The sequence below is a fragment of the Gluconobacter sp. P5H9_a genome, from assembly GCF_018812085.1.
GTDB lineage: Bacteria > Pseudomonadota > Alphaproteobacteria > Acetobacterales > Acetobacteraceae > Gluconobacter.
Genome location: NZ_JACRVW010000009.1, coordinates 67,202 through 90,174, shown reverse-complemented (window position 1 = coordinate 90,174; position 22,973 = coordinate 67,202). Strand labels below are relative to the sequence as shown.

At 53.6% G+C, this 22,973-nt stretch carries 16 protein-coding genes and 1 pseudogene; 6 read left to right on the top strand and 11 right to left on the bottom strand.

Features of this window, described 5'->3' with window-relative positions; all coding sequences use genetic code 11:
• Positions 1 to 58: 58 nt before the first annotated feature.
• Genes KP708_RS10305 through KP708_RS10285 form a run of 5 tightly spaced genes read right to left on the bottom strand, consistent with a single transcriptional unit; the run spans position 59 to position 6,762 of the window.
• Positions 59 to 1,552 (bottom strand): MFS transporter, encoded by a 1,494-nt coding sequence (locus KP708_RS10305; protein ID WP_215751165.1) that lies wholly within the window; start codon positions 1,550 to 1,552, stop codon positions 59 to 61.
• Positions 1,549 to 2,982, bottom strand: a complete 1,434-nt coding sequence (locus KP708_RS10300; protein ID WP_215751164.1) for an FAD/NAD(P)-binding protein — start codon at positions 2,980 to 2,982, stop codon at positions 1,549 to 1,551. The genes KP708_RS10305 and KP708_RS10300 overlap by 4 nt, the downstream gene beginning before the upstream one ends.
• Positions 2,979 to 4,160: an FMNH2-dependent alkanesulfonate monooxygenase gene (gene ssuD / locus KP708_RS10295; protein ID WP_215751163.1), complete on the bottom strand. Its 1,182-nt coding sequence runs from the start codon at positions 4,158 to 4,160 to the stop codon at positions 2,979 to 2,981. Before ssuD ends, KP708_RS10300 begins: the two co-directional genes overlap by 4 nt.
• Entirely contained in the window at positions 4,157 to 5,551 is a 1,395-nt protein-coding gene (locus KP708_RS10290) for an NtaA/DmoA family FMN-dependent monooxygenase (RefSeq protein WP_252347551.1), read from the bottom strand. The genes ssuD and KP708_RS10290 overlap by 4 nt, the downstream gene beginning before the upstream one ends.
• On the bottom strand, positions 5,548 to 6,762 hold the full coding sequence (locus KP708_RS10285) for an acyl-CoA dehydrogenase family protein (protein WP_215751162.1): 1,215 nt from the start codon (positions 6,760 to 6,762) through the stop codon (positions 5,548 to 5,550). The genes KP708_RS10290 and KP708_RS10285 overlap by 4 nt, the downstream gene beginning before the upstream one ends.
• 311 nt (positions 6,763 to 7,073) lie before the next feature.
• On the opposite strand from KP708_RS10285, the gene KP708_RS10280 reads away from it, so the two are divergent.
• The 5 genes from KP708_RS10280 to KP708_RS10260 all read left to right on the top strand — a co-directional run bounded on the left by KP708_RS10280 (position 7,074) and on the right by KP708_RS10260 (position 14,486).
• Positions 7,074 to 9,335: a TonB-dependent receptor domain-containing protein gene (locus KP708_RS10280; RefSeq protein ID WP_215751161.1), complete on the top strand. Its 2,262-nt coding sequence runs from the start codon at positions 7,074 to 7,076 to the stop codon at positions 9,333 to 9,335.
• A 70-nt stretch (positions 9,336 to 9,405) separates the two neighbouring features.
• Complete coding sequence (locus tag KP708_RS10275; protein ID WP_252347550.1) at positions 9,406 to 11,070, top strand: ABC transporter substrate-binding protein; 1,665 nt, start codon at positions 9,406 to 9,408, stop codon at positions 11,068 to 11,070.
• Positions 11,067 to 12,029 carry an ABC transporter permease gene (locus KP708_RS10270; protein ID WP_215751160.1) on the top strand — a complete coding sequence of 321 codons (963 nt, stop codon included), beginning with the start codon at positions 11,067 to 11,069 and terminating at the stop codon, positions 12,027 to 12,029. The genes KP708_RS10275 and KP708_RS10270 overlap by 4 nt, the downstream gene beginning before the upstream one ends.
• Complete coding sequence (locus KP708_RS10265) at positions 12,026 to 12,865, top strand: ABC transporter permease (protein ID WP_215751159.1); 840 nt, start codon at positions 12,026 to 12,028, stop codon at positions 12,863 to 12,865. The genes KP708_RS10270 and KP708_RS10265 overlap by 4 nt, the downstream gene beginning before the upstream one ends.
• 10 nt (positions 12,866 to 12,875) lie before the next feature.
• On the top strand, positions 12,876 to 14,486 hold the full coding sequence (locus KP708_RS10260) for an ABC transporter ATP-binding protein (protein WP_215751158.1): 1,611 nt from the start codon (positions 12,876 to 12,878) through the stop codon (positions 14,484 to 14,486).
• Positions 14,487 to 14,675: 189 nt separating this feature from the next.
• Here the strand turns inward: KP708_RS10260 and KP708_RS10255 are convergent, their stop codons facing one another.
• From KP708_RS10255 to KP708_RS10230, 6 genes are all read right to left on the bottom strand, one after another.
• Positions 14,676 to 16,097 (bottom strand): carbohydrate porin, encoded by a 1,422-nt coding sequence (locus KP708_RS10255; RefSeq protein ID WP_252347549.1) that lies wholly within the window; start codon positions 16,095 to 16,097, stop codon positions 14,676 to 14,678.
• 58 nt (positions 16,098 to 16,155) lie between these two features.
• Positions 16,156 to 17,088, bottom strand: coding sequence for a 2-hydroxyacid dehydrogenase (locus KP708_RS10250; RefSeq protein ID WP_215751157.1), 933 nt, complete (start codon positions 17,086 to 17,088; stop codon positions 16,156 to 16,158).
• A 27-nt stretch (positions 17,089 to 17,115) separates the two neighbouring features.
• Positions 17,116 to 17,907, bottom strand: coding sequence for a 2-keto-4-pentenoate hydratase (locus tag KP708_RS10245; protein WP_215751156.1), 792 nt, complete (start codon positions 17,905 to 17,907; stop codon positions 17,116 to 17,118).
• Positions 17,908 to 18,017: 110 nt separating this feature from the next.
• Complete coding sequence (locus KP708_RS10240) at positions 18,018 to 19,433, bottom strand: MFS transporter (RefSeq protein WP_215751155.1); 1,416 nt, start codon at positions 19,431 to 19,433, stop codon at positions 18,018 to 18,020.
• The gene (locus tag KP708_RS10235) at positions 19,430 to 20,434 is read right to left on the bottom strand and encodes a Gfo/Idh/MocA family protein (RefSeq protein WP_215751154.1); all 1,005 of its coding nucleotides are present in this window, start codon (positions 20,432 to 20,434) and stop codon (positions 19,430 to 19,432) included. The genes KP708_RS10240 and KP708_RS10235 overlap by 4 nt, the downstream gene beginning before the upstream one ends.
• A gap of 200 nt (positions 20,435 to 20,634) precedes the next feature.
• Positions 20,635 to 21,666: a LacI family DNA-binding transcriptional regulator gene (locus KP708_RS10230; protein WP_215751153.1), complete on the bottom strand. Its 1,032-nt coding sequence runs from the start codon at positions 21,664 to 21,666 to the stop codon at positions 20,635 to 20,637.
• Positions 21,667 to 22,414: 748 nt separating this feature from the next.
• Between KP708_RS10230 and KP708_RS16030 the strand changes: the two are divergent.
• Positions 22,415 to 22,570, top strand: a pseudogene (locus KP708_RS16030) (IS481 family transposase); the annotation flags it as partial.
• Between the last annotated feature and the right edge of the window lie 403 nt (positions 22,571 to 22,973).

Genomic DNA, 22,973 nt, shown 5'->3' with positions numbered 1-22,973 from the left:
AACAACGATCACGGTAGGACGGCGGGGTGTTGCGACGTGAAAATGCGGCTCAGTTCACTCAGCCCTGATTGAAGAGGGCTGAATGCTGAAGAGATGTGTCTTGTCGGGCGGCTGGCCTTAGGACGCCCTTCAATGTGTCGTCGCCATCCGGGTCATAATTGAAGACATCCCAACGGATCACCTGATGCAATGTCAGACCGATCAGAGGGGCGCTCAAAATGAACCAGAAAAGGTTCGTTCCGAAATTTGCGTAGAGGCTGGGTAGAGCCCACATGGCCATGGTGGCACCCAGGCCAGAAATGAGCCGGTTCATGCCAATTCCCACACCACGAATTTCGGTCGGGTAGGTGAGAGTGGCGTAGATCATCTGTTGGCAGCCGGGTCCGAAGCCTTGACCGAAGAGATACCCAGCGAAGCCACCGAGAACCGCTATGACACCTGCCGTGGAGTGTGGTGTGCCGACAATCGCCAGCGTTCCTATGGAAACAGCCTGAAGAATATATCCAACGATATTGACCTTGCGCGACGACACGTACCGCGCCAGACGAACCCCGATCAAACCGCCCGTAAATGCAAAGACAAGGTTCAGGATGATTGATGTAATCAGAACCTGCTTGCGGTCGAGGTGCAGCATTCCTGCGAGCAAACTCGGCGCCCCAAACGCGATTGCCGCATACGAATAAGCACTGACGATGGAAATGGTACTGACAAGAATTCCGCGCTTAAGCAGGGGCTGACGGAAGAGCGGGGCAATCCCATGAGGTTGTGGCCGGATAGGCGGAGCTTCAATCTGAAGAGCGGGATCAATGCCATGAGACGCCCGTAAAATCTCCGCTGCTTTCTCCAGATCGCCGTTCCGGGCGATCCAGATAGGGGATTCACTCATGTATCGGTTACGGACGAGGATGATCAGAAGCGCAGGAAGCGCCCCGAAGGCCAGTGAAGCGCGCCATAGCCAATCCGGGTGGGTGGTAGGAACGACCGCGTCTAGGGCAAAAACGAGGAAAAAGCACAGTGAAGAGGCGGCATACCACGTTGGGCACCATGCTGCAGCTCGGCTCGCTTTGCTTCCTTTTCCACTCAGCTTTGAAAACTCTGACAGGAACGCCATGGCCACAGGCAGGTCCATTCCGACGCCAAAACCCATCGCGAAACGGGCAAGGATCAGGATGGTGGCCGTGGGGGCCATGCCTGCCACGAGGGCCGCGATGACAAAGCAGATCATATCCGCCATGAAAACGGCGTATCGACCAATCCGGTCAGTCAGCCATCCGCCTGCAATGCTCCCGACAATTGTCCCGGCACTCATCGCTGCTGCAACCATGCCGGTGGCAGATGTCGTGAGACCAAAGTGTTTCTGTACGTCACCAATGCCGTAGGACAGCGTCGTCAGGTCATAGGCGTCAAGAAAGACGCCGCCGAGAGCAAGGGCAACGATGATGTTTGCGTGACCGCCGCCCTGAGGTCCTGCGTTGACGATGGCAGAAACATCATCAGCATGACGGATTATAGGGCGAGGCGTGCCGAATGTGGCATTTTGAGCAGACGTCATGAATGCACCTGTTCAGAGTATGTCGAGATCTGAAGGATATCGGCCAGCCTAGAGGCTACAGACTGGGAATTGGCCGTTACCTCCGGGAAGCCCATCAGCTCACCGAAAGTCCCGCGGGAAAGCGGGCCAGCGACAAGGAGGCCCGACACTGGCAGGCCGTCGACAAGTGCGGAGTGATCTTTGTCGGTCCAAAGCCCGAGACCAACAGGATCTCTCTGCACAAAGCCCTCCTGAGCCAGACGGGAAAGAAAACCAGGCTTGGTTAGAATGCCTGCATGGTCAGGGCCGGTGGTATTGATCAGGATGTCTGCACGGACCGTGCGGCTTCGTTCCCCACGCTCCCGAAGGTGTAGAGTAAGGCCATTAGGGGCGGCTTCTGCGCTCTCAAGCCGAGCAGCAAGCACTGTGAGTAACCCTGTTTCTGATCTCAGGTTTAAAGCGCGTTCGACCTGTGGTGCGATCCGAAAACGATGGACATCCCAGAATGGTCGAAGGTGGCGGACAAGACGACGCTGTTCAACGACCGGCAGAGCCGTCCAGATGGTCTTCCCTTGGCGACGTACAGCATCAAGCGTGTCTTGCCATGGCCTTTCAGAGGCCGAAGCAAGGGTCTCGCGAATGCGCCTGAGCAGACCCAGCGCCGTCTGTTCGGGGTTGGTGGAAAAATCTCCAAATAGACTGGCAGGCCCATGTGAATGCCCTCGGGAGCGGAGACCGCGGCGGGAGACCGCAGTGATAGGGCCAAGATGCCCCTGTGCTGCGAGAGTTGCCACAACATCTGCCATCGTGAGCCCGGTACCTATAATGGCAATCCGTGCCCGAGGGTCTATGGTCTTGAAGACATCTTTTGCCCACGGATCAGAGATTACTCGCGGATCGTGCGCGATCCCTTTGAGTGGGGTCGGCAGCGCTGGGGCAGGATGCGAAGTCGCAATGACAACATAGGCAGCAGTATAAATCGCGCCGTGGGCGGTCTGGATCTGCCAGTACTTGCCGGTATGCTGTACAGACACCACAGTGTCCTGAACATGCTGAAGTGTCTCATTGACGAGAAATGGCGTTATTCTCTCAAAAAGATAACGACCAAACTCTGCACGCGTCGGATAAACGTCTCCAGAGGGCAAGAATGCTTCCGGATCACAGGTTTTATGACTGTGCCATTTGAACCAGTCCGCAAAGTCGTCAGGTCTTTCTGTATCGATGCTCATCCGCGAAGCGGGCACATTGATCCGATGCTGCGGGTCCTTGCTGCCATAGGCCACGCCTGCGCCCAACCGGGGGCGAGGCTCGAAGATCACAACGCTACCAGCACCCAGATCTCGGCGTTTGCGAAGAAGATGGTACGCAATCATCGTGCCGGTCGCTCCGCCACCGATAATTGCTACAGGGGCAGAAACTGGCAGACGGCTGAGCTGGACTTCCGCGTTCATGAAGAGGCTTGGGCCGGGCGATAGGAGTTGGCAATCGTCTCGCCAAACGGCCCCATATTGTTCTGACCGCCGGCTGCCCGTGTCGGGTGGGCAGTCGGAAGGAGCGGAAGGACCAGTTCGCCAAAGCTGTAAGCTTCTTCCAGATGAGGGTATCCGGAAAGGATGAAGCTGTCGCAACCAGCGCGTCTGTATTCATCAATGCGTTCAGCAATGGTGGCCGGATCACCCACCAGAGCCGTGCCAGCTCCGCCTCTGACCAGCCCCACGCCAGCCCAGAGGTTAGGACTGACTTCGAGCTTGTCCCGTCGTCCGCCATGCAGGGCGCTCATGCGGGACTGCCCTACAGAGTCTAGCCTTGAGAATACAGACTGGGCCTGCGCGATGGTCGCATCATCAAGGCGGGAGATCAGACGGTTTGCCGCAGCCCAGGCCTCTTCAGTTGTCTCACGAGCGATGACATGAAACCTGATCCCGAAACTGACTTCGCGTCCTTCACGCGCAGCGGCCTCGCGAACACGGGAGATTTTTTCCTTAACAAGTTCCGGTGGCTCTCCCCACGTCAGATACTTGTCGATCCGCTTGGCCGCGACCTGAATTCCTGCCTCAGAAGAGCCGCCGAAATACAGAGGCGGACCGCCAGCCTGATGTGGCGGATAAAGGATCTGGCCATCCGCAATATGGAAGTGCTTGCCCTCGTGATGGACGGTGTCACCCTTCAGAAGACGAGAGTATATCGACAGGAATTCGTCAGTAATTTCGTAGCGGGTGGCATGGTCGAAAAAGAGACCGTCCCCTTCATTTTCCTTGGGATCTCCACCCGTTACAACATTGATCAGGAGACGGCCGCCAGATAGACGATCCAGTGTCGCCGTCATACGTGCCGCAAAGGTTGGAGATTGCAACCCAGGGCGGACGGCTACCAGAAATTTCAGCCGTTCAGTGGACGTAATAAGGGAGGATGCAACGATCCAGGAGTCTTCGCAACTCCGCCCTGTGGGGAGGAGGACGCCGTAATATCCCAAACTGTCCGCAGCCCGCGCGACCTGTTGGAGGTAAGGCAGGTCAACGCTGCGGCCACCTTCCTGCGTTCCCAGATATCGGCTGTCTCCATGAGTTGGAAGGAACCAAAGAACGTTGATTTTCTCGGGGACACCCCCGATGACGGCATTTGTGCTCATGAGAAACTCGCTGTCTGGGCGTGAACGGGTAGAGTGGCCTGATGGGCGGGATGGCTTGTCGGAAGGCGATCAAAACCGAACAGGCGATGACGCAGTGTCTCCGGAGGACTGTTTCGCTCTGGCAGGCGACCACGCTTGCGGAGTTCCGGAGCAATCAGCTCTCCAAAATCCCTGGTCGTCTCGAACGTGTGGTATTGGCGGAGATTAATCCCGTCGATCCCATCTTCGTCGAGCCAGTCTTCGACGGCATCCGCGATCTGGGAGGGGGTGCCCGCGACGAAAAAACGGCCCTGTTCGAAGCTGGCAATCTGGTCCAGTGCGCTGCCAACTGTTTGATCGGGGCCAAATCGACGCCCCATGTTTCCAAACGGACGCCCCGATTGCTCAAGCGCCTCACCAATGGTCAGGGAGCGGTCAAAATTCCGCAAATCAATCTCGGCCTGCGCGTGGACATGAGCAGCCTCAACGCTATAGCGCTCACGGTAGCGGTTCAGCTTCTCCTGAGCCTCGACTTCTGTATTCCCAGCGATGAGCCCAGCCATGACGTAGAATTTCAGGTCGTTGGGGTCTCGACCGTTTAGAGCCGCCTGTTCGCGTGTCTGGGCGATGTTATGGCGAATTTCCTCGCGCGTACGGCCACCAATGAAAACGGCCTCCGCATGACGGGCTGCAAATTCCAGTCCACGCTTGGACCCGGTTGCCTGAAAAAGGACCGGCGTGCGCTGACGCGTGGGCTGCACAAGATGTGGACCCTCAACCTGATGATGCCGACCCTTGTGGTTGATGTAATGAACACGATCCGGGTGGGTGAACACGTCGTTCTCACGATCAATGACCAAGGCGTCTTCGTCCCAGCTCTGCTCCCAGAGCTTGTAGAGAACCTCAAGATATTCCTCAGCCCGCTCGTAGCGCTCGTCGTGTTCGATTTCGTCTGCAAGGCCAAAGTTTCTGGCGGCGTTTGGCAGGTAGGAGGTCACAATGTTCCAGCCAACGCGCCCTTCGGTTAGAAGATCCAGCGTGCTCATACGTCGCGCAAAGGCAAACGGTGGCTCATAAGTCGTTGAAAATGTTGCGGCAAACCCTAGGCGCGTGGTGACAGCGGCCATAGCCGGGATCAGGGAGAGCGGATCGAGGTTCGGGATTTGCACGCCGAGCCGAAGGGCAGGGTCAAGTCCGTTAAAACGGTCATAAACCCCGATGACATCGGCAAGAAAAATTGCGTCGAAACCTGCGTCTTCTGCCAAGCGGGCCTGGTCCAGCCAGAATGCCATTTCTCCAAAACGGTGGCGATTGTTGTCAGGCGCCGTCCACATTCCGTGGACGATGTGACTCACGCAAGCCATCTCAAACAGATTGACTTTTAACTGCTTAGGGGCCGATGCCTTACTCATGCCGGCTCCTTGGAGAGACTTTTCTTCAGTCCTTCACGGTACGGCGTCCAAAGCGGGGTATCGTTCAAGGCCAGATCCCCGAGTTCCCGACGGCGCTGGGCCGCAGGGTTATGTGAGGACAGAACGCGAGCATTGCGCCAATGGCGATCCAGATTTCTGGTCTGACTGGTGGCCGATGCGCCGCCAACTTCAAAAAGTAAATTTGCGGCTTCAAGCGTTTGATCAATAACGATTTGCTGCGCTTTGAAGGCGGCTTCTTCTGCTTCGCTAAACGTCACGCTTTCGGTATCGCCCCTTAGCCACGCGGTCTCAGCCTCCGTCAAAGCGTCCGAAACGCGATCGACCAGAGCAGACGTTGAGAAGGCAAGAGCAGACAGTCGCCCAACGACGCCCTGAACAACGGAATCTTCCCGTTGGATAACTTTGCCTGGAACACCGAAAGTTCGTGTTCTGGGTCGCACAAAGTCAATCGCATCACGCAGTATAGCGGCTGAAATTCCTGCCAATGCTGCCAAATGGAACTGCTGATAGTAAGCGGCGAGATAAGAATGTGCAGGAATATTTCCGGGCTCGGATCGGTCCAGAATTTGTGTCGGAGCAATTAAAACGTTGTCAAAAACAGTTGTCCCGCTGCCGGTCAGGCGCTGACCAAAACCGTCCCAGTCGTCAATTCGTGTGACACCTGAGGCCTCTGAAGGGACCAGAACATGCGCGCGCTGTTCTCCCTCTGCGGCCCAGACAATGATCCAGTCAGCATAGAGGGTGCCAGTCGAATAGTACTTTGTACCATTCAGGCGATACTCCTGTCCGTCGGAACTCAGTTGAGTCGACACGCCCGTTTCGTCTGAGCGTTCCGCCATCGCCGCGCCAAAAAGAGCGCCATCACGGATGCGGTCAAACCATTCGGCAGATTTGTGTGAATGGCGGAGCCTGCCTTCAATAAAGGCAAAATGAGCACGGAAAATCTGTGGAAGGTTAGAGTCTGCTGTCGCTAGCTCTTTCAGTAGGGTAAAGCTCTGTGTCAAGGAAGCTCCATACCCGCCCAATTTACTTGGAAGGCGGACGCGTCCCAGTCCCGCAGTTTTCAGATCCTGCACAATGCTTCTCACAAGCGCGGGGTCGTGCTCGAACTCCCGTGATGCACGCGTTATCGTTTCTATGATCGGCTGAAAGCGTTCTCTGGCAGAGACGAAATTGGCGGAAGAGGACATATAACGACACCTAACGAATATAAGGCAGAATTAACTAGTTTTCGTAGTTCATGATGCGCACCAAACTGAGATAAGCGTAATTTTTAATTCGTCATCTCTCCCATTAATTATTTCAATAGGAACTCTTAGAATGGCTCTTTCCCTTGGTTTTATGGGGAAAATTGTGCCTTTTAAATACAACATTAAAAATACGTTGTTATTAACGTTCATACATTTGGATATGTGAATAAAGGAATCGTCGGTAGGAAATGCGCCTCCGGACGGTCGATTTTTATGTTCCGAGATATCACCCAAATGTTGAGAAACGAGTCATGAAAGCCTTCTACGAGCGGCACACACGCATTCTCCTCCTTGGCATGACCGTCCTTTCAACATGCACCATGATTCCCACGGCTATTGCCCAAGATGCTGAAAGGAACAAACGCTCTGGTCCGCGAGCCCTTCATGTCGGACCGGCGGTCAGTCGTCCCAACACTCCGGTTGCTCCGAAGCGCTTAAAAGGCGACGCAATTTCTCCTCATTCAAAGAGCGAGGATATCAGTGTCACTGGGTCGAATAGCGTCCGCACAGCCGCAAAGCGCATGAGAAAGGTGCCGGGAAATTTCACGGTTATCAGTAGCAAGGAAGTTGAGAAAGGGCGGTCAGCCACGCTTGAGGACACTTTGGCGTTTCAGCCTGGTATTTTCGCGCAAGCAACCAGTGGAAGCACCGGAAACAAGATCTCCATAAGAGGATCGGGCGCAGGGGTATTCTATGGAGGTTACAGCCTCGGAATGAAATACCTGATTGATGGATTGACTGTCAGCGGTGTGGGAGGATTTCAGGAAGATCGCCTCAACAATACCGGATATCAGCGCACAGAAGTCCTTTATGGTGCCAACGCGTTCGACTACGCTGCGACCGCTCTTGGTGGCGGCATCAATTTCGTAACACATACCGGGGTCTCTGCGCCCGGGTTCATGGCCCGTTTCGAAGCTGGCAGCTACGGCACACTGAAAGAACAGGTCAGTCAGGGGGGGACGTTCAGCAACAAGAAAGGCGATTATTACGTCACTGTAGCGCGAACCAACCGACAGGGCTTCCAAAGCTATACGGCGATGCATCGTACCGATGTTGTCGCAAATCTAGGCTACCGCTTCACCGACAAACTGTCTGCACGATTTATTTTCAAATGGGATGAGGGTTTCGGCCATTATGGTGGCCTGCTGACACTGGCCCAACTTCGCAAAAGCCCCAGCATTAATCCAAACGACTGGGGAGGGCGCCCGACCAGAAGCACTATGCTGGGATTTAAAACCAATTACATTTTCGATGATGATTCCAGGTTGGAATACGGCATAACGTGGAACGATTATCCGCTCTTTAACGGGACAAATACGCAGCAGTTTAACCTGTGGCGTTCCACGGACATTAACAATTCTGTCAAATATAACCGGAGTGATCGTCTTCTCGGGCGGAAGATTGAAAGCAATTTTATTCTGAGTGATGTGCATATGGTGTCGGGAGACTCTCGATATTATACATCGTCCGTCCCATCCACGACTTATAATAGAGAAGACTGGACGCTGCACCAGCGGGTCAAATACGGCGGATCACATGATCTGGTTTTTGCGGCCGGGAATAATTTCAATATTTTCAATCGGCTTTGGCTGACTAGCGGCTTTTCAGTCATCTGGGTTGATCGCAATATTCGCGTTGTTGACCGCTTGATACCGAACTCAGCGCTTCAGAGCCGTGAGCACTATAATAATGTCTTCATTACGCCGCGCGTCGGTTTACGGTATGAAATTAATCCGGACATTGACGTCTTCGCCAACTTCAGTCGCTTGATCGACCCTCCGGTGACGTGGAACTACCATGATGTCAAAGGGGGCAGCCCCTATAATGACACGGGAACTGTAGGGCCATTGAAAGCTCAGCGGGCTAACTCGGCGGAAATTGGTATCCGAGGTCATGTCGGCATATTCGACGGAAATCTAACCCTTTATCGGAGTTGGGTTAAAGACGAGCTGCTGTCCGTCGTCGTTACACGCGCGACAAATACAACAGCCGAGATTACCAGAACGTCTAACGCAAGCCCAACAATTCATCAGGGCATTGAAGCCGGGCTCTCAACGAAACTCTTTAATCTGCATCAATATGGCGCCTTGTCCTTCCGTCAGGCGCTTACGCTCAATGACTTTTATTACCGACATGATTCCCTTCTTGGGCAAAACAAGCTGCCGTCGATCCCGACATGGCAATATCAAGCCGAACTCCAGTATAATAATCCTCTGGGGTTCTATGCGAACTTCGATTTCAGGTCGTCCTCAAGCTATTATGTCGATTACGCCAATACACTGAAGGCACCCAGATATGGGATTTTCGGCCTGAAGCTTGGTTATGAGGCAAAAAGCAAAATCTGGAGCACTTTTCTTGATTTCCGCAATCTCGGAAACAAGCATTACGCCACGGCAGCTTATACTGCCTACAATCTGAACCATACTGATTCCGCAATGTTTTACCCGGGTGACGGATTCAGTGTGTTTGGCGGCGTGACTGTACACCTCAGTGACTTGGGAAGGCACTTCTGATGAGGCATTGGTTCTTTCCCAAGACAGTTTATTGGTCAGATATTCGCTCATACGTGCTGATTTTAAGAGCATGACCAGGTTTCATAATCGCAGGCCGGTTCTGATACTTATTCCGGTGGTAGCGTGCGTGGCTGTCCTGTTCTATCGGCATGATACCGACAGTAAAACGCGACATCCGAGCACGCAGCAGGGATCAGCACCCCACAAAGGCGGTACTCTCGTCTTTGCAACGGAGCGCGAGCCTCTGTGCCTGGATCCCCATGTGTATGGAGATATGCCGCAGGTCTATATCGCCGAGCAGTATCTGGACCGGCTCGTATCGATGGACGAGCAGGGCACCATTCATCCCTGGCTTGCGACGTCGTGGGAAATAGCGGACGGCGGACTAACGTATATCTTTCATCTCCGGCATGACGTGACCTTCACCGATGGGACCAAGTTCGATGCAGCGGCTGTAAAACGCAATCTGGACCATATGGTGAATCCCGCCACACAGTCAGGTACTGCGGGCGGTTATATCCGCCAATACACTCGGACCGACATTCTCGATCCTTATACGGCAGCGGTTCACCTGTCCTCGCCGTATTCGGCTTTCTTAAATGTTCTGGCTCAAGGCTTTCTGGGTATTGAGTCTCCCGCAGCTTTAAGCCGCCCTCGCGATGTGAACTGCCAGAGCCCTGTGGGGTCTGGCCCGTTCATTATCACCCACTGGGATCATCAGAGTGAGGTCGTCCTCAGGAAAAACCCAGCTTATGCATGGGCTCCTTCCACCGCACACCATCAGGGACCAGCGTGGCTTGACGGAATCATCTGGCGCTTCGTTGCTGAACCGTCAGTCCGTTTTGCCATGCTTCAGGCGGGCGAGGTCGGTGTGATTGATAGTGTGCCGCCTGAGGGCGAAACCCCAGCAAAGTCCAACCCGGACGTGTCATTGCTGATGGCAGATCGGCCGGGAAATCCTACGAACGGGACCCTGAACACGCTTCGGCCGCCATTTAATGACATACGTGTCCGTGAAGCGTTCATTCGATCCGCAGATATTGATGGGGCGTTAGGAAGCATATTTTTCCACCATTATGCGCGCGCTGGAGGCCCTCTGAGCCCCTCCACACCAGACTACAGTCCGGATTTTGAGCATACCAAGGATTATGATCCGGAGCGTGCCAACGAGCTTTTGGAGAAAGCTGGCTGGAAAGACCGGGATTCTGAGGGATATCGCCTCCGTGACGGCAGAAGATTAACTGTGCACATCCCGATCTCCACGGTTCTGGCACCTGCCGATCGTACCCTTTGGGAGCAGGTACAAGCCACTGCGCGTCAAACCGGCTTTGATGTCCGGCTGGAGCCCTTAAGCGAGACCGCCAATATCGCGCGGAGTGATGCCTGGGATTACGATGTGCGGATTGGATACTGGAACACGAATACTCCAGATGTCCTTCGCATCGTATTCGGATCTGCATTTACCAACCATTTTCAGCACGGTATTCACCAGAACGCTTCCGGCTATAGCAGCCCGATCTTCGACGGGGTGGTGGAACAGGCACTGGCCACGCAAGACCCGCAGCAGCGAAAAGCATTTTACCAGCGAGCTCAAGAGATCATCGCTAAGGCACATCTTCAAATCACGACGTATTCGCAGACCACGCGTCTGGGAGTGTTCAGCAATGTTCATGGTGTACGCATTGAGCCCTCGTTACGCGTCATCAATTTTCATGATGCCTGGATGACACCATGACGAAACGCTTGGCTTCCCAGCGCCTGATCAACCGGATTGGCTTGAGTCTCGGCATGCTTTTCGCATCTGCAACACTAACATTTCTCGCTGTGCGCATGATGCCCGGTGATCCGGCAACGATCATCCTCGGTGGGGCCATGGCCAACCCTACACCCGGTGCTGTCGCGGCGATCACCAGGGAGTACGGCCTCGATCGTCCTCTTATCGTGCAATATGGTTTCTATATATGGCGGCTCCTCCATGGAGATTTAGGGGCTTCCTTCAGTCAGCACCTGCGTGTTGCGGAGGTTTTGCGCCAGCAGATGCTGCCTACGCTGGCACTCGCATCGTTCTCGCTCTTCCTTGCCTGGGCTCTCGCACTGGTTTCAGTATTCTGCACAGTCCGCCGCGGGAGAGTACTCTCGAGCCTTGGAGCCTCTCTCGACATCTCTGCCGCAGCGCTCCCGCCGTTCTGGCTTGGAATTGTGCTGCTCTGGATATTTGCGTTCAGATTGCACCTGCTGCCGCCCGCGGGGAGTTCTTCGCTGGCCTCCCTCATTATGCCAGCACTTTCCCTTGCCATTCCTCTGGGAGGATTTCTGGCTCAGGTCACGCGTGAGTCTTTGGAGATTGCCCTCGATCAACCGTTCATCCTGAGTGCGAGAATGCGAGGTCTAAGCATGGGGCAGGTTTTGTGGCGCCATGCCCTGCGTCACGCGCTTCTTCCCGGTATTGCGCTCTCAGCGTGGGCTCTTGGCGCGCTTCTCGGTGAAACAGCGGTCATTGAAGCCATTTTTTCACGAAAAGGACTTGGGCGCACGCTTGTTTATGCCGTTTCCGCACAGGACATGCCCCTAACAACCGGCATCGTTCTGTTCGTCACAGTTGCATACATACTTGCCAGCCTGATGATCGAACTCATCCATGAACTGGTCGATCCGCGCCTTGCGACATCTCGGGAGCGGAGAGCATCCTTATGATTATAGCACCGAAAAAGCTCATCGCGTGGAGGCGGCTTCCCATTGCAATCCTTCCCGCATCAGGCTTTCTGGTTTTTCTTCTGGTCTCAGCCATCATTCCAAACGCGATCAGCGCAACTGATCCCTATGCTATTGCACCACGGCACGCTTTCTTATCCCCAGACTGGAACCACCCCTTCGGAACAGACCAGTCTGGTCGCGACATTCTGACGCGCGTTATTCATGGCACACGACAGTCCCTTCTGGTTGGGGCAGGGGCCGTCGCAATCAGTTTTTCTGGTGGGATCATCCTTGGACTGGCAGGCGGGCTGGGTCCTCAGTGGCTTCAGAAAGGCATTGGCGCCGTTATAGATGTGCTGTTTTCGTTTCCTGCATTGATACTGGCGCTTCTTTTCTCCGCCAGTCTTGGGACGGGGGCAGGGCCACTGGCCTTGGCGATCGGGATCGCCGCTACGCCGGGCTACGGCAAGATGGTCTTCAGTCAGGTGCTGTCGGTAAGGCACTCAGGATATGTGGAAGCTGCCCGTGCCCTTGGCCACACGCCATTTTCCATCATTCGACGACATGTTCTACCCAATGCGCTCCGTCCGCTCGTTGTGACCGCGACCATGGGGGTTGGCCAGACGATTGTCTGGGCGGCAGGACTGTCTTTTCTGGGGCTTGGCGCACCACCCCCCACGCCAGAATGGGGAACCATGATGTCCATGGGGCGCGATTTCATCGCTGATGCCTGGTGGCTTACCCTCTTTCCAGGCCTTTTCATTGTACTGACTGTGCTGTCCACAACAATCTTAGGGCGCTTCCTGCAACGTCGCCTCGAAGGCAGACCCTCATGAGGTACATGCTATGATCGGACAGGAACTGACGGTCGAAAAACTCTCCATATCATTTGAGGGAAAGCAGGTCGTACATGATCTCTCTTTTCAGATAAAACCCGGCACAATTCTGGCCATGGTTGGTGAATCAGGGTCAGGTAAAAGCGTAACGGCGCGCAGTCTTGTTGGGCTGGCGGGTGATCGAGCCCAGATTGCAGGACAGAGCTTGCGTCTCGGCGATCTTGATCTCCTGGGCCTGGGTGAAGAGGGCTGGATCGAACTTCGCGGAAAAGAGATAGGTTTTGTGCTTCAGGACGCGTTGACGTCGCTCGACCCGTTGCGAACCATTGGGCAGGAAATAGAAGAAGCTCTGACGGTTCACGGCCAGTTGCGGGGTTGGCGTCATCGCAGGGCGCGGCGGGAGCGAGTTCTGGAACTGCTCAGAAATAGCGCGGTGTCTGACCCTGAAACGCGCTTGCAGGAGCGCGCGAATGAACTGTCCGGAGGGCTGCGTCAAAGGGCTCTCATGGCCTCTGCGATAGCCCTAAACCCCGGGATCATCATTGTAGATGAGCCAACCACGGCGTTGGACGCCAGCACCGTTTCACATGTTCTGGAGCTATTCCGTGACTTACGGGATGCAGGGCACGGGATTTTACTGATTAGCCATGACATTGAAGCCGTGTCTCAGGTTGCAGACACAATTATCGTGGTCAAAGAAGGCCGACTAATAGAGCAGGGAGAGGCGGCCCAAATTCTAAAGAACCCCACTCAGGAGTATACGCGTTTGCTACTGAGTTCGATCCCAGGGCAACAGCACAAACCGCAGCGTCCCTCAGTTCAGCAAACGGAAGATGACCCCCCTCTGCTCGTCGTGAAAGACATCCTCAAGGATTACCCTAAGTCACAAGGGTCATCGCGGACCGCGGTAGATCATGTCAGCTTTACCCTTCGGAGAGGGGAAACGCTCGGTATTTTAGGTGAATCTGGTTCTGGGAAGACAACAACTGCAAGAATTGTAACCGGGTTTCTGGCGCCTGATGCAGGTAACGTATGGTTTGATGGAAAAGTTTGGAACGGGATATGTGCTGATACTCTCCGGAGCGTAGATGAACGAGAGCGTCGGCCGCATCGGCATGAAATGGGGATTGTCTATCAAGATCCCCTGAGTTCTTTTGATCCACGTTGGACTGTTCAGCGCATTCTTGCCGATGCGCTTGAAGCCAACAACATCCCACAGACGGAGTTTCCGGAACGGATTACGGCACTTCTGGCGCTGGTACGCCTAACACCGGACGTTTCTCGCCGTCACCCTCTCCAGCTTTCGGGGGGGCAACGCCAACGTATTGCCATCGCGCGGGCTATCGCGGGCAAACCTAAATTGATTGTTTGTGACGAGCCTGTTTCAGCGTTGGATGTTTCTGTGCAAGCACAAGTATTGGAATTGTTGAAAGAGCTCCAGGAGCGTCTGAAAATCTCTTATTTATTTATCTCTCATGATCTGGGAGTTATAAAAGAGATGAGCGACAATGTTATTATAATGCAGAATGGTAAAATTGTAGACCATGGGGAAACAAATCATATCTTCAAAAATCCCAGTCATGAATTTACAAAAAGCCTCCTCAGATCCAGGGTGATCTAGGTTTCGTTGACAAAAAATCTTTTCACGTTGCAGCGGATGTGGCTCAAAGCTGTTCTTTATGGAGTTCAGTGAATGCTTGACCATTTGACGGTTCAGGAACTTCTTCGATCTCGCCGCCGCAAAGTTCTGGATCAAATCTTTTTGTCAACGTGCCCGGGAAAGTTTCGATATTAACACGGGACTCAATGTCTAAAGAACAGCATGGATCTTCAGGCCAAGCGCATCAACCTCTGGCTTGTTTTTCTGAAGATTGGTTCTCCAGATATGCTGATAGTCCGGTTGGATCGAAAGGCCACGGAAAACGTGAATATTGTAAGTTGCTTCAAACGTCGTGAGGTGACTCTGCGGATAATCTGCATTTCCGGGCAGAGATAAACCTTGCCGATACCGGATCCATTGTGATGCTACCAGTTGCGAGCTCGCGAATGTTTCTGACCATTCTACACCCATTGTATCCTGCGGACGGCTAGCGATGAGGCCTCTGTCTACAAACCCGGCATAAACCTGATACGTATAGGGGCTGTTGTTGCCCTGACTTTTCGTAAAGCCGGCAATTGCATAAAGGCCGTGCAGTGGACCATTCCCATTACGGATCAGCATCTGGTCTGCCTGAAGCCATATCTGTGTTTTTCCGTTGGTCCAACGATAGGGCATGCCCGTTCTGGCTGCTGGCTGTAACGCCGTATCGTAATAGACATCCCTGTAATTCGAAGAATCATACGCAACGCCGAACTTGTAATGGCCCACCAGATTGTTCTTTCCAAAAGACGGTATGAGGCCAATTTCAACGGGAATATAGATGCCGGTATAAAGCTCTGTATCCATCCTGAAACCGGTACGGTCGTATCTGTTGGTATTCAGATATGGATTGACACCATACAGGCCAGCCTGGGTGTAAACCCCATGTAATGGCCAGTAACGCACTCTCGTTCCCCATGTTGATCCTGGATATGTCGCATACCCTGCCGCTCCACGGGTAAGGGACTTTGGAATGCCGCAGTTCGATTTGTTCATGAACGTGCAGAACAAGGGCGAATTGGCAAAATCGATATTGACCGGCATCTTGCCCAAGGCAATCTGAACCCGGTTCTTGTAAAGGTCCTGCGTTCCATAAACGTATACCAGATGGACGCCGACATTGCCGCCACCACCGTAAATTTCCTGAAAGCCATTAAGGGATCTTTCCCCCATATCAGATGCTAAATTATGTCCCGCGCGGTTGACGAAAACGGCATGGGTTTTGAAGCCTTTCCACCCAATGAGCCTTTCCCAGTCCAGATCCAGTTCCACCCCGATCTGATGCGCATATCCGGCATCACCCCCATGACCGGCATTCAGCGCGATGGCACTTTCGCTCGTGTAATCCACGACGATCCCAACCCCCATTTTATTGAGGCGTTTAACCAGTCTTCCCCACGGAAGGACCATGTTTTCCACGGGGGGTGTAAAAGGCGTATTGGCGTAGGACGTTGGAGTGTCCAGCGCGAAGAGAGGGGCCGTTTCGGAGATCGGACCACGATACTGAGCATGGGCTGGGTGGGCGCATAGCCATCCCGCCGAGAGAACACCAAAGGCAATAAGCCTCCGGCGAAAAAACAGGGAATACATCATGGTATTACCTCGGAGCGAAGCATTGTTCTGAGCGGAACAGCGCCTGTCCTTGACCCAATCAGATTGACTGCACAGGCGTCAGGAGAGGCACACCGGCAAAATGAGCACCCAGATTGGCGACAACCAACTGGCCCATCTGAAGGCGTGTTTCCACGGTGGCGCTGGCACGGTGTGGCTGTAGAACGACGTTTTTCATCTTGAGAAGGGCTTCTGGAACCGTCGGCTCGCTTTCGAACACGTCCAGCGCAGCCTTCCCGAGTTTTCCTTGCTGAAGTAGCTCTACCAAGGCCTGCTCATCCACAACGCTGCCTCGGGAAACATTCACGAGCAGACCGCACGGACCGAGGGCTTCCATGACATCACGACTAATGAGATGCCGGGACTGTGCACCGCCAGAAGCTGCGACGACCAGAATATCGCTCTGTTCAGCGAGCGCTTGCAGGTCAGGAATAAACGGTGCGTCTGGCAACGCCAGGTCACGGCGGGAATAATAGGAAACGGGCATATCAAAACCACGCGCACGCTTGGCAATAGCCTGTCCGACCTGTCCCATGCCGACAATTCCAAGTTTCCGTCCAGTGACCTTATGAGCGAGCGGAAGCTGACCAACGCCCCATTGGTGGTTCCGTACGAACTGATCTCCTGGAACCAGATCGCGCATTGCCGACAGCATGAGCGCCATGGCGAGATCCGCCACATCATCCGTCAGGACGTTCAGGGTTGTAGTCACGCCAATGCCGCGTCGTGCCGCTTCTTTCAGGTCAACGGCATCCGTTCCCACCCCATTGATGGCAATGACTTCAAGGTTCGACAGAGTTCTCATCAGCGCTGCTGGCACACCGGTGCCGCCGCCTGTAGCAATCCCCCGAATGCGCGAGGCAACATTAGAGGGAATGACTGATCCGTCATAACGGTGAACGGTATAAGCCGCATCGAGAAGAGCCTCGATTTCAGGCATCATGGGTTCAACAAGAAGTAGTTCCGGCTTCATGACCGCAAAACCTTTCATTAGTTCTTTTCAAGGGAGCGTGACGGAAACTGCCGCTAATGGGCCGATCTGGACTTCTGCGACGGTGCCTGCAGGAACGAATTCAGTTCCAGTCATGGATCCCGTCGTTACGACAGTTCCCGCCTGTATGGGCAAACCTCTCTTGGCAGCATGATTGGCGAGCCAGACGAGAAGGCGCATCGGATCACCAGCAGAATTTCCACCTGTATGATCAATGACCGTTTTACCGTTCAAAATGAGACTGACTGGTTCATCAACGGGCACAAGGCGTCGCCAGTCATCCAGAGGAGTTCCGTAAATCAGAGCTCCATGGTTTCCCTGATCCGCAAGATGGGTCAGGCCCGACTGGGATCCGGGTTTGCAGAAGCGGGTATCGCAAATCTCAATCGCTGCGTGTGCGCTGACAATGGCTTTACGAACATCCTGTTCTGTCCACGGCGTGGAGCGCAGCGGCAGAGACACTCCGAAAACATAAACGATTTCAGCTTCAACACCGTAGAGACGGCATAAACCCACGGGGAGTTTGGTATTTCCCGAGAAAATCGTGTTCTGGTGCAAAGGGGCGCAAAATGGCTTGCTGTCTGGCGTAGGGGCGCCAACTTTCCACCCTTGGATCGATCCAAGAGATGAGATCAGACCACGTGCCACCCGATCCTGTACCGCATATGCGTCTTCTGCATTTTGAGGGGCAGAAGAAGCCGGGATCTGTTGCAGGCAATGGCCATTTTTGCGCGCACCCAGAAGCAGGTCTGCATACTGTGCCAATGCATCCGATAAGGGAGAGAAAACATCAGATTTCATGTTAACCTCAGACATAAATGGAGCATGATGCGTCCGGAAGGTTCGGTTGCATTTCAGGTGGAAATCAAAAAGGAAGGATCAGGAATAGTTCTGGATCAGGGGAGGACTTTTTAGAACACGTCGTCCTGAGACATCAGGTCTCTTCCTCTAGTTTCAGGAATGAAGAACGTTGCCAGCACGGCCAATCCCGCCAGAAAGATCACATAGGTTGCGAGTGGTATCCATGCGAACTTCCCGCTTGCGACACCACCGATATTGAAACGCGCGAACATCGTGATCAGGAACTGCCCGACCATGGGGGAAACACCTCCTGCAATTACGGATGAAAATTCACGCGTAAACGAAACGGCCGTGTAACGGTGCCGCACCCCGAACATCTCAGGCAGGAAGGCGCCTTGTGTACCGAACATTCCCCAGGTTGCGACGCCCAGAGCCAGGGACAGCGCAATCATCGAAAGAACCGGGTTTCCTTGGCTGAAAACATACCAGACAGGAATAGCGGTGACAGCCTGCAAGATGGCAAATGCACGATATACTCGGACACGTCCGTAGCGATCACTTAGCCATCCAGCTCCCGGAATGGTAACGGCACCCACGAATGCAGCGCCGATCAGGGCGAGGGTGCCCCATTTGCTACTCATCCCGACCGTATGCACTAGGTAGCTAATCGACAGCACCTGATAGATGGATGAGCCGCCATTTTCGGCCATGCGTAGGCCAAGACCGGCCGTGATGGGGCGCCACGATGTGGTCAGGACCTGCCGGATGGGCATGACCTCTTCATGCTCTTCCTCTTCCTTCAGCTTTGCGAAAGCTGGGGATTCCTTCAGTTTCAGCCGCATATAGAGAGCAATGACGAGAAGAAATGCACTCCCGAGAAATGGCGCGCGCCAGATCCAGGTCTCAGCAATGTTTGGTACACCGGTAAGCATACCAAAATAGATCAAGCCAGCCGCGACCGTTCCCATCTGAATCCCGAGAAAGGGAAGGGCAGCAAAGTATCCACGGCGCTCTCTTGGGGCAGATTCCGTCATCATGACGGCCGCACCGGCCTGTTCGGCACCAGCGCCAAATCCTTGTAAAATGCGCATTAAGACAAGCAAAATAGGGGCTGCAATGCCAATTGTGGCATAAGATGGAATGAGGCCGATGGCAGCACTCGCCAACCCCATGAGCGTTACGGTCAGGAGCAGGACTTTTTTGCGTCCGTGACGGTCCCCCAGTCGACCGAAAAATACGCCGCCAATCGGTCGGACCGCAAACCCAATGAAATAGGTAGCGAAACTTGCAACCAGCCCCATGCCAGGAATGGTGCTTGGGAAGAAAAGGGGCCCGAACACCAGCGCAGAGGCCAGACTGTAGAGCGCGAAATCGTAATATTCCATGGCGCTCCCGATAGAGCATGTCCAGGCAGCACGGCGTAGTTCTTCAGGCGCCATTTCAGGACGCAGTGACAAGGATTCAGTCATAGCCAGGGGCCGCTCCTGATCAAGGGGAAGAGACGTCGTCATCGTGGTTGCGCTCATGATGGGATGACCTTTATTTCCCGTCCTGTCCGGGCGGATTCTTTGAGAGCCAGTGCAATCCTGAGAGATGCCACCCCATCCTCACCTGTTGCGGCAGGTGTTCCTTTGCCATCGATAGCGGCAAGAAAACGAGCGACACTGTAGCGGTAAAGATTATGGTGGGTGAGGAGCATTGGATGTTCACCCTCTGCGTTCCGCAGAGAAAGACTTCCTACTGGTTTCTGGGACATGCAATCCCGTGCGATAAGAGCTCCCTCGTCCCCATAAACCTCTACGCCCCCCGGAGCATAGGGAACAGCGTAAGACCCGTGGATCTGCACGAGGACATCTCCGGGGAAACGCATGACGGCCATAAGGCCATCTTCAATGCCAGAGACACTTTTCCGTCCACTCTGCGTCATGGCGAACACCGACAGAGGGTCGGCCCCTAGCAAGAAGCGTAGCGTGTCAATGTCATGAATGGTACTATCGAGGATCAGCCCACCCCCGGCATCATTCAGACGCCATCCATCTACCGCCTTGGCAAGATAATTGGCATGGAAAACGCGAGCGGCGTTTAATTTCCCGATTGTTCCAGTATGCAATTGCTCTCGGAGGGCGATATGTACGGCGGAACAGCGCAAATGATGGTTGGTACCAAGAACGACACCCATCTCATGGCAGACCCGGACAATGTCTTGAGCATCGTTCAGCGATAAAGCCAGTGGCTTCTCGCAGAGAACGTGCTTGCCAGCACGCGCGGCAGCAAGGGCCTGGTCTTTATGGAACTCATTGCGGGAACTGATATAGACTGCCCGAATTTCCGGATCTTGCAGAATATCCTTAAGCACCGTTGTGTTGCAGGGAATACCATTGGCCTGCGCGTAGGTTTTTCCTCTGTCCGCATTCTGACTGAAAACAGTGCAGATTATACTTTCCTGCTGCGAGCGAATGGCATCAATCATCCACTCCTGTGCTACATTACTGGCCCCAATCAGAGCCCATTTCATGGGTGTTGTCATAAGCCCTCCTTGAATTTCATCTATGGCGACGAAACAGAACTTTTAATTGGATCGATCTAAAAGACCGTAGTTCACACAAGGAACGCTAATTTTGAGAGAAAGTCACATAAATAACGTTAGCCAAACGTCACTCTTGTGTGATTATATAATTTTGTATCACGTTTTTTGTGATCGTATCGTCGTTTAGGTGGGGAAAGACATCACCTTAGGTGAGCATTTTCGCCACAACTGTCACGGATGATTAGCTGGGGAGAGAGAATAATATGTTCCCTTGAACGATCGGGGTTCTCAAGTCGAGCCTGAAGAAGATTCGCAGCGGCTCGACCGATATCGCGGGGACCGGTGGCGATGGTCGTTAAAGCGGGATAAGACGCCGATGCTTGAGGCAAATCATCCATCCCGATAACTGCAAACTCTTTACCCACGGCAATACCATGCGCCTGAAGACGGTTCATGACATTTAAGGCCATGATATCATTATAACAGATCGCTGAATCAGGAGGATCGGAGGACTTTAGCAGCGTATCAAACACCGCTTCGTCATAGGTATTTTCTGCTCCACCCGGAACAATCAGTGTTTGGGGGAGGTGATGCAATTTCATCGCTCGCATGAATCCTTCACAACGAGCCTGGGCGGCAGAATGAACGTTCATATTGCCAACGAACATGATTCGTCTGCGCCCAGTCCGAACGAGATGCGTTACTGCTTTCTCAATACCGATAGCATAATCGGCCGCCACATAGTCACTCTCATCTGAAGAAACTTGCCGGAGAGCCTGCACGAAAGGCAGTTTTAACCGCCCAAGATCGTCAAGAAGCGTCTGGCAACTTCCCACAGCAGGGCAGATGATGACCCCATCAACGTTGTGTTCTCGCAGTCGTTGCAACTGGCGAGCCTGGCGATCAGCCGATTCATTGCTATTGGCGATGAAGCAGACAACGTCATTGGTATCATTGATTTCATCAACTCCCGCTGTCAGCTCACTGAAAAAGGGGTTCGCAATATTGGGAAGGACGAGACCAATTGTGTGAGTCCGGTTCTGTCTGAGGTTTGCTGCACCCCGATTGTAAATATACCCAAGACGTTTCATGACCTCCTGAACACGCTCGCGCGTTTCGGTCGCAACCAGAGGACTTTCGCGCAGGACCAACGAGGCTGTCGCTCTGGACACACCAGCTTCACGCGCAACTGCAAGAAGGCTGATAGGTTGTAAAGAACCAGGTTTTTTCATGAAATCGCAATGACGTTTTGATCAAAGGAATTCTGAGGAGGAAGAGTCCAACGCAGATACAGGTAACGTCTGATCATAGCTACTCTCTGGCTCCAAAGATACTCCTGTAACTTGTGTGAGGCGTAACCACGATCGCAGACGACATAGATCGGTGGGTATAGTAGGGCGTAGGCACACGGTAATTCGTACGCCTGTCCGGGCGAAAGCGTAAAGGACAATGCCCTGCCATGTCTGTCTGCGGCTACGCAGACCTTTGTGCCATCGAGAAAAACCGTGCCGAGGACCTGGCCCCTGTTTTGACCTTTTCAAAGAGGCGCTGCCATACACCGAGTTTCGAGCATCGAATGAACAGTTGTGCCGCGGTCCACTAGGGACCAAACTCAGGCGGAAGGGCGCGCCATTTCGGGCCGTTCTAATGGCGCCAGAAAATCGCGGATATCGTCCGTCGAAGGTTCTTCGGTGGGATTTTGTGCTTCGGACGGACTTCCTCGATTAAAGTCTCCCGGACGGACTATGGGGTATCAGAAAAGACAGACTGCATCATGCTCATAATAAACAGCTATGCAGCCCAAATTGTCATTCAAGGCCTAACAGGCCCTAGCTTCGGAATTCCTCGAGCATCTCCTAAGCGTCATTCCTTACCGGGGGTATACCATTCTGACCGATAATGGGATCCAGTTCGCTCACCAACCCCGTAATCGCAATACGGCCTGGTCGCGTCCCATGCGCTTCGCCATGATCTGAAGCGCATGGGATCGAATATCGTCTGATGAAACCAAATCACCCATGGACCAATGGTCAGGTTAAACAGATGAGCTGAACAATCAAAAAGGCAACCGTCAAGCGCTTCCATTACGACAGCCATGAGGAGCTGAGGACACATCTCAGCGATTTCATGACAGCAATCCACACCATCAAACCACGGGAGTAAACAGTTAGGCAAACGGAGCCATCATTCGGGGCTGCGCGATCTGGACTTCTGCGAAAATTGCGGCCGGTATCGGCCTAGTGCTTGTCCTGATTGAGGCCTTCAAAGCGGTTACGAAAGAGCGCATGCTTTTGCGGCCAACTACTCCCAGGCTCGACATCGCGGTTATCGCGAAAGAGGCAATGCTGTCGGCTGCAACGGTTTAAAAAACGAATAGAGTTTGCTCACGGCTTTACAATCCGTTCCACGAAGAGACGCAATCCAGCTGAAATTACCGCAAGCGAACCGTATGCCGAGATAGAAACTATTTTCCTCCAAATCGGTCAGTTTTTTTTATTCCATGTTGTGCGTCCCGTAGTTCCAGATTGATCGGCCTGTT

What these genes read in the sequence shown, in the direction of transcription:
- KP708_RS10305 (WP_215751165.1), bottom strand. Translation starts at nt 1,552, where the DNA reads ATGACGTCTGCTCAAAATGCCACATTCGGCACGCCTCGCCCTATAATC.
- KP708_RS10300 (WP_215751164.1), bottom strand. Translation starts at nt 2,982, where the DNA reads ATGAACGCGGAAGTCCAGCTCAGCCGTCTGCCAGTTTCTGCCCCTGTA.
- ssuD (WP_215751163.1), bottom strand. Translation starts at nt 4,160, where the DNA reads ATGAGCACAAATGCCGTCATCGGGGGTGTCCCCGAGAAAATCAACGTT.
- KP708_RS10290 (WP_252347551.1), bottom strand. Translation starts at nt 5,551, where the DNA reads ATGAGTAAGGCATCGGCCCCTAAGCAGTTAAAAGTCAATCTGTTTGAG.
- KP708_RS10285 (WP_215751162.1), bottom strand. Translation starts at nt 6,762, where the DNA reads ATGTCCTCTTCCGCCAATTTCGTCTCTGCCAGAGAACGCTTTCAGCCG.
- KP708_RS10280 (WP_215751161.1), top strand. Translation starts at nt 7,074, where the DNA reads ATGAAAGCCTTCTACGAGCGGCACACACGCATTCTCCTCCTTGGCATG.
- KP708_RS10275 (WP_252347550.1), top strand. Translation starts at nt 9,406, where the DNA reads ATGACCAGGTTTCATAATCGCAGGCCGGTTCTGATACTTATTCCGGTG.
- KP708_RS10270 (WP_215751160.1), top strand. Translation starts at nt 11,067, where the DNA reads ATGACGAAACGCTTGGCTTCCCAGCGCCTGATCAACCGGATTGGCTTG.
- KP708_RS10265 (WP_215751159.1), top strand. Translation starts at nt 12,026, where the DNA reads ATGATTATAGCACCGAAAAAGCTCATCGCGTGGAGGCGGCTTCCCATT.
- KP708_RS10260 (WP_215751158.1), top strand. Translation starts at nt 12,876, where the DNA reads ATGATCGGACAGGAACTGACGGTCGAAAAACTCTCCATATCATTTGAG.
- KP708_RS10255 (WP_252347549.1), bottom strand. Translation starts at nt 16,097, where the DNA reads ATGATGTATTCCCTGTTTTTTCGCCGGAGGCTTATTGCCTTTGGTGTT.
- KP708_RS10250 (WP_215751157.1), bottom strand. Translation starts at nt 17,088, where the DNA reads ATGAAGCCGGAACTACTTCTTGTTGAACCCATGATGCCTGAAATCGAG.
- KP708_RS10245 (WP_215751156.1), bottom strand. Translation starts at nt 17,907, where the DNA reads ATGAAATCTGATGTTTTCTCTCCCTTATCGGATGCATTGGCACAGTAT.
- KP708_RS10240 (WP_215751155.1), bottom strand. Translation starts at nt 19,433, where the DNA reads ATGAGCGCAACCACGATGACGACGTCTCTTCCCCTTGATCAGGAGCGG.
- KP708_RS10235 (WP_215751154.1), bottom strand. Translation starts at nt 20,434, where the DNA reads ATGACAACACCCATGAAATGGGCTCTGATTGGGGCCAGTAATGTAGCA.
- KP708_RS10230 (WP_215751153.1), bottom strand. Translation starts at nt 21,666, where the DNA reads ATGAAAAAACCTGGTTCTTTACAACCTATCAGCCTTCTTGCAGTTGCG.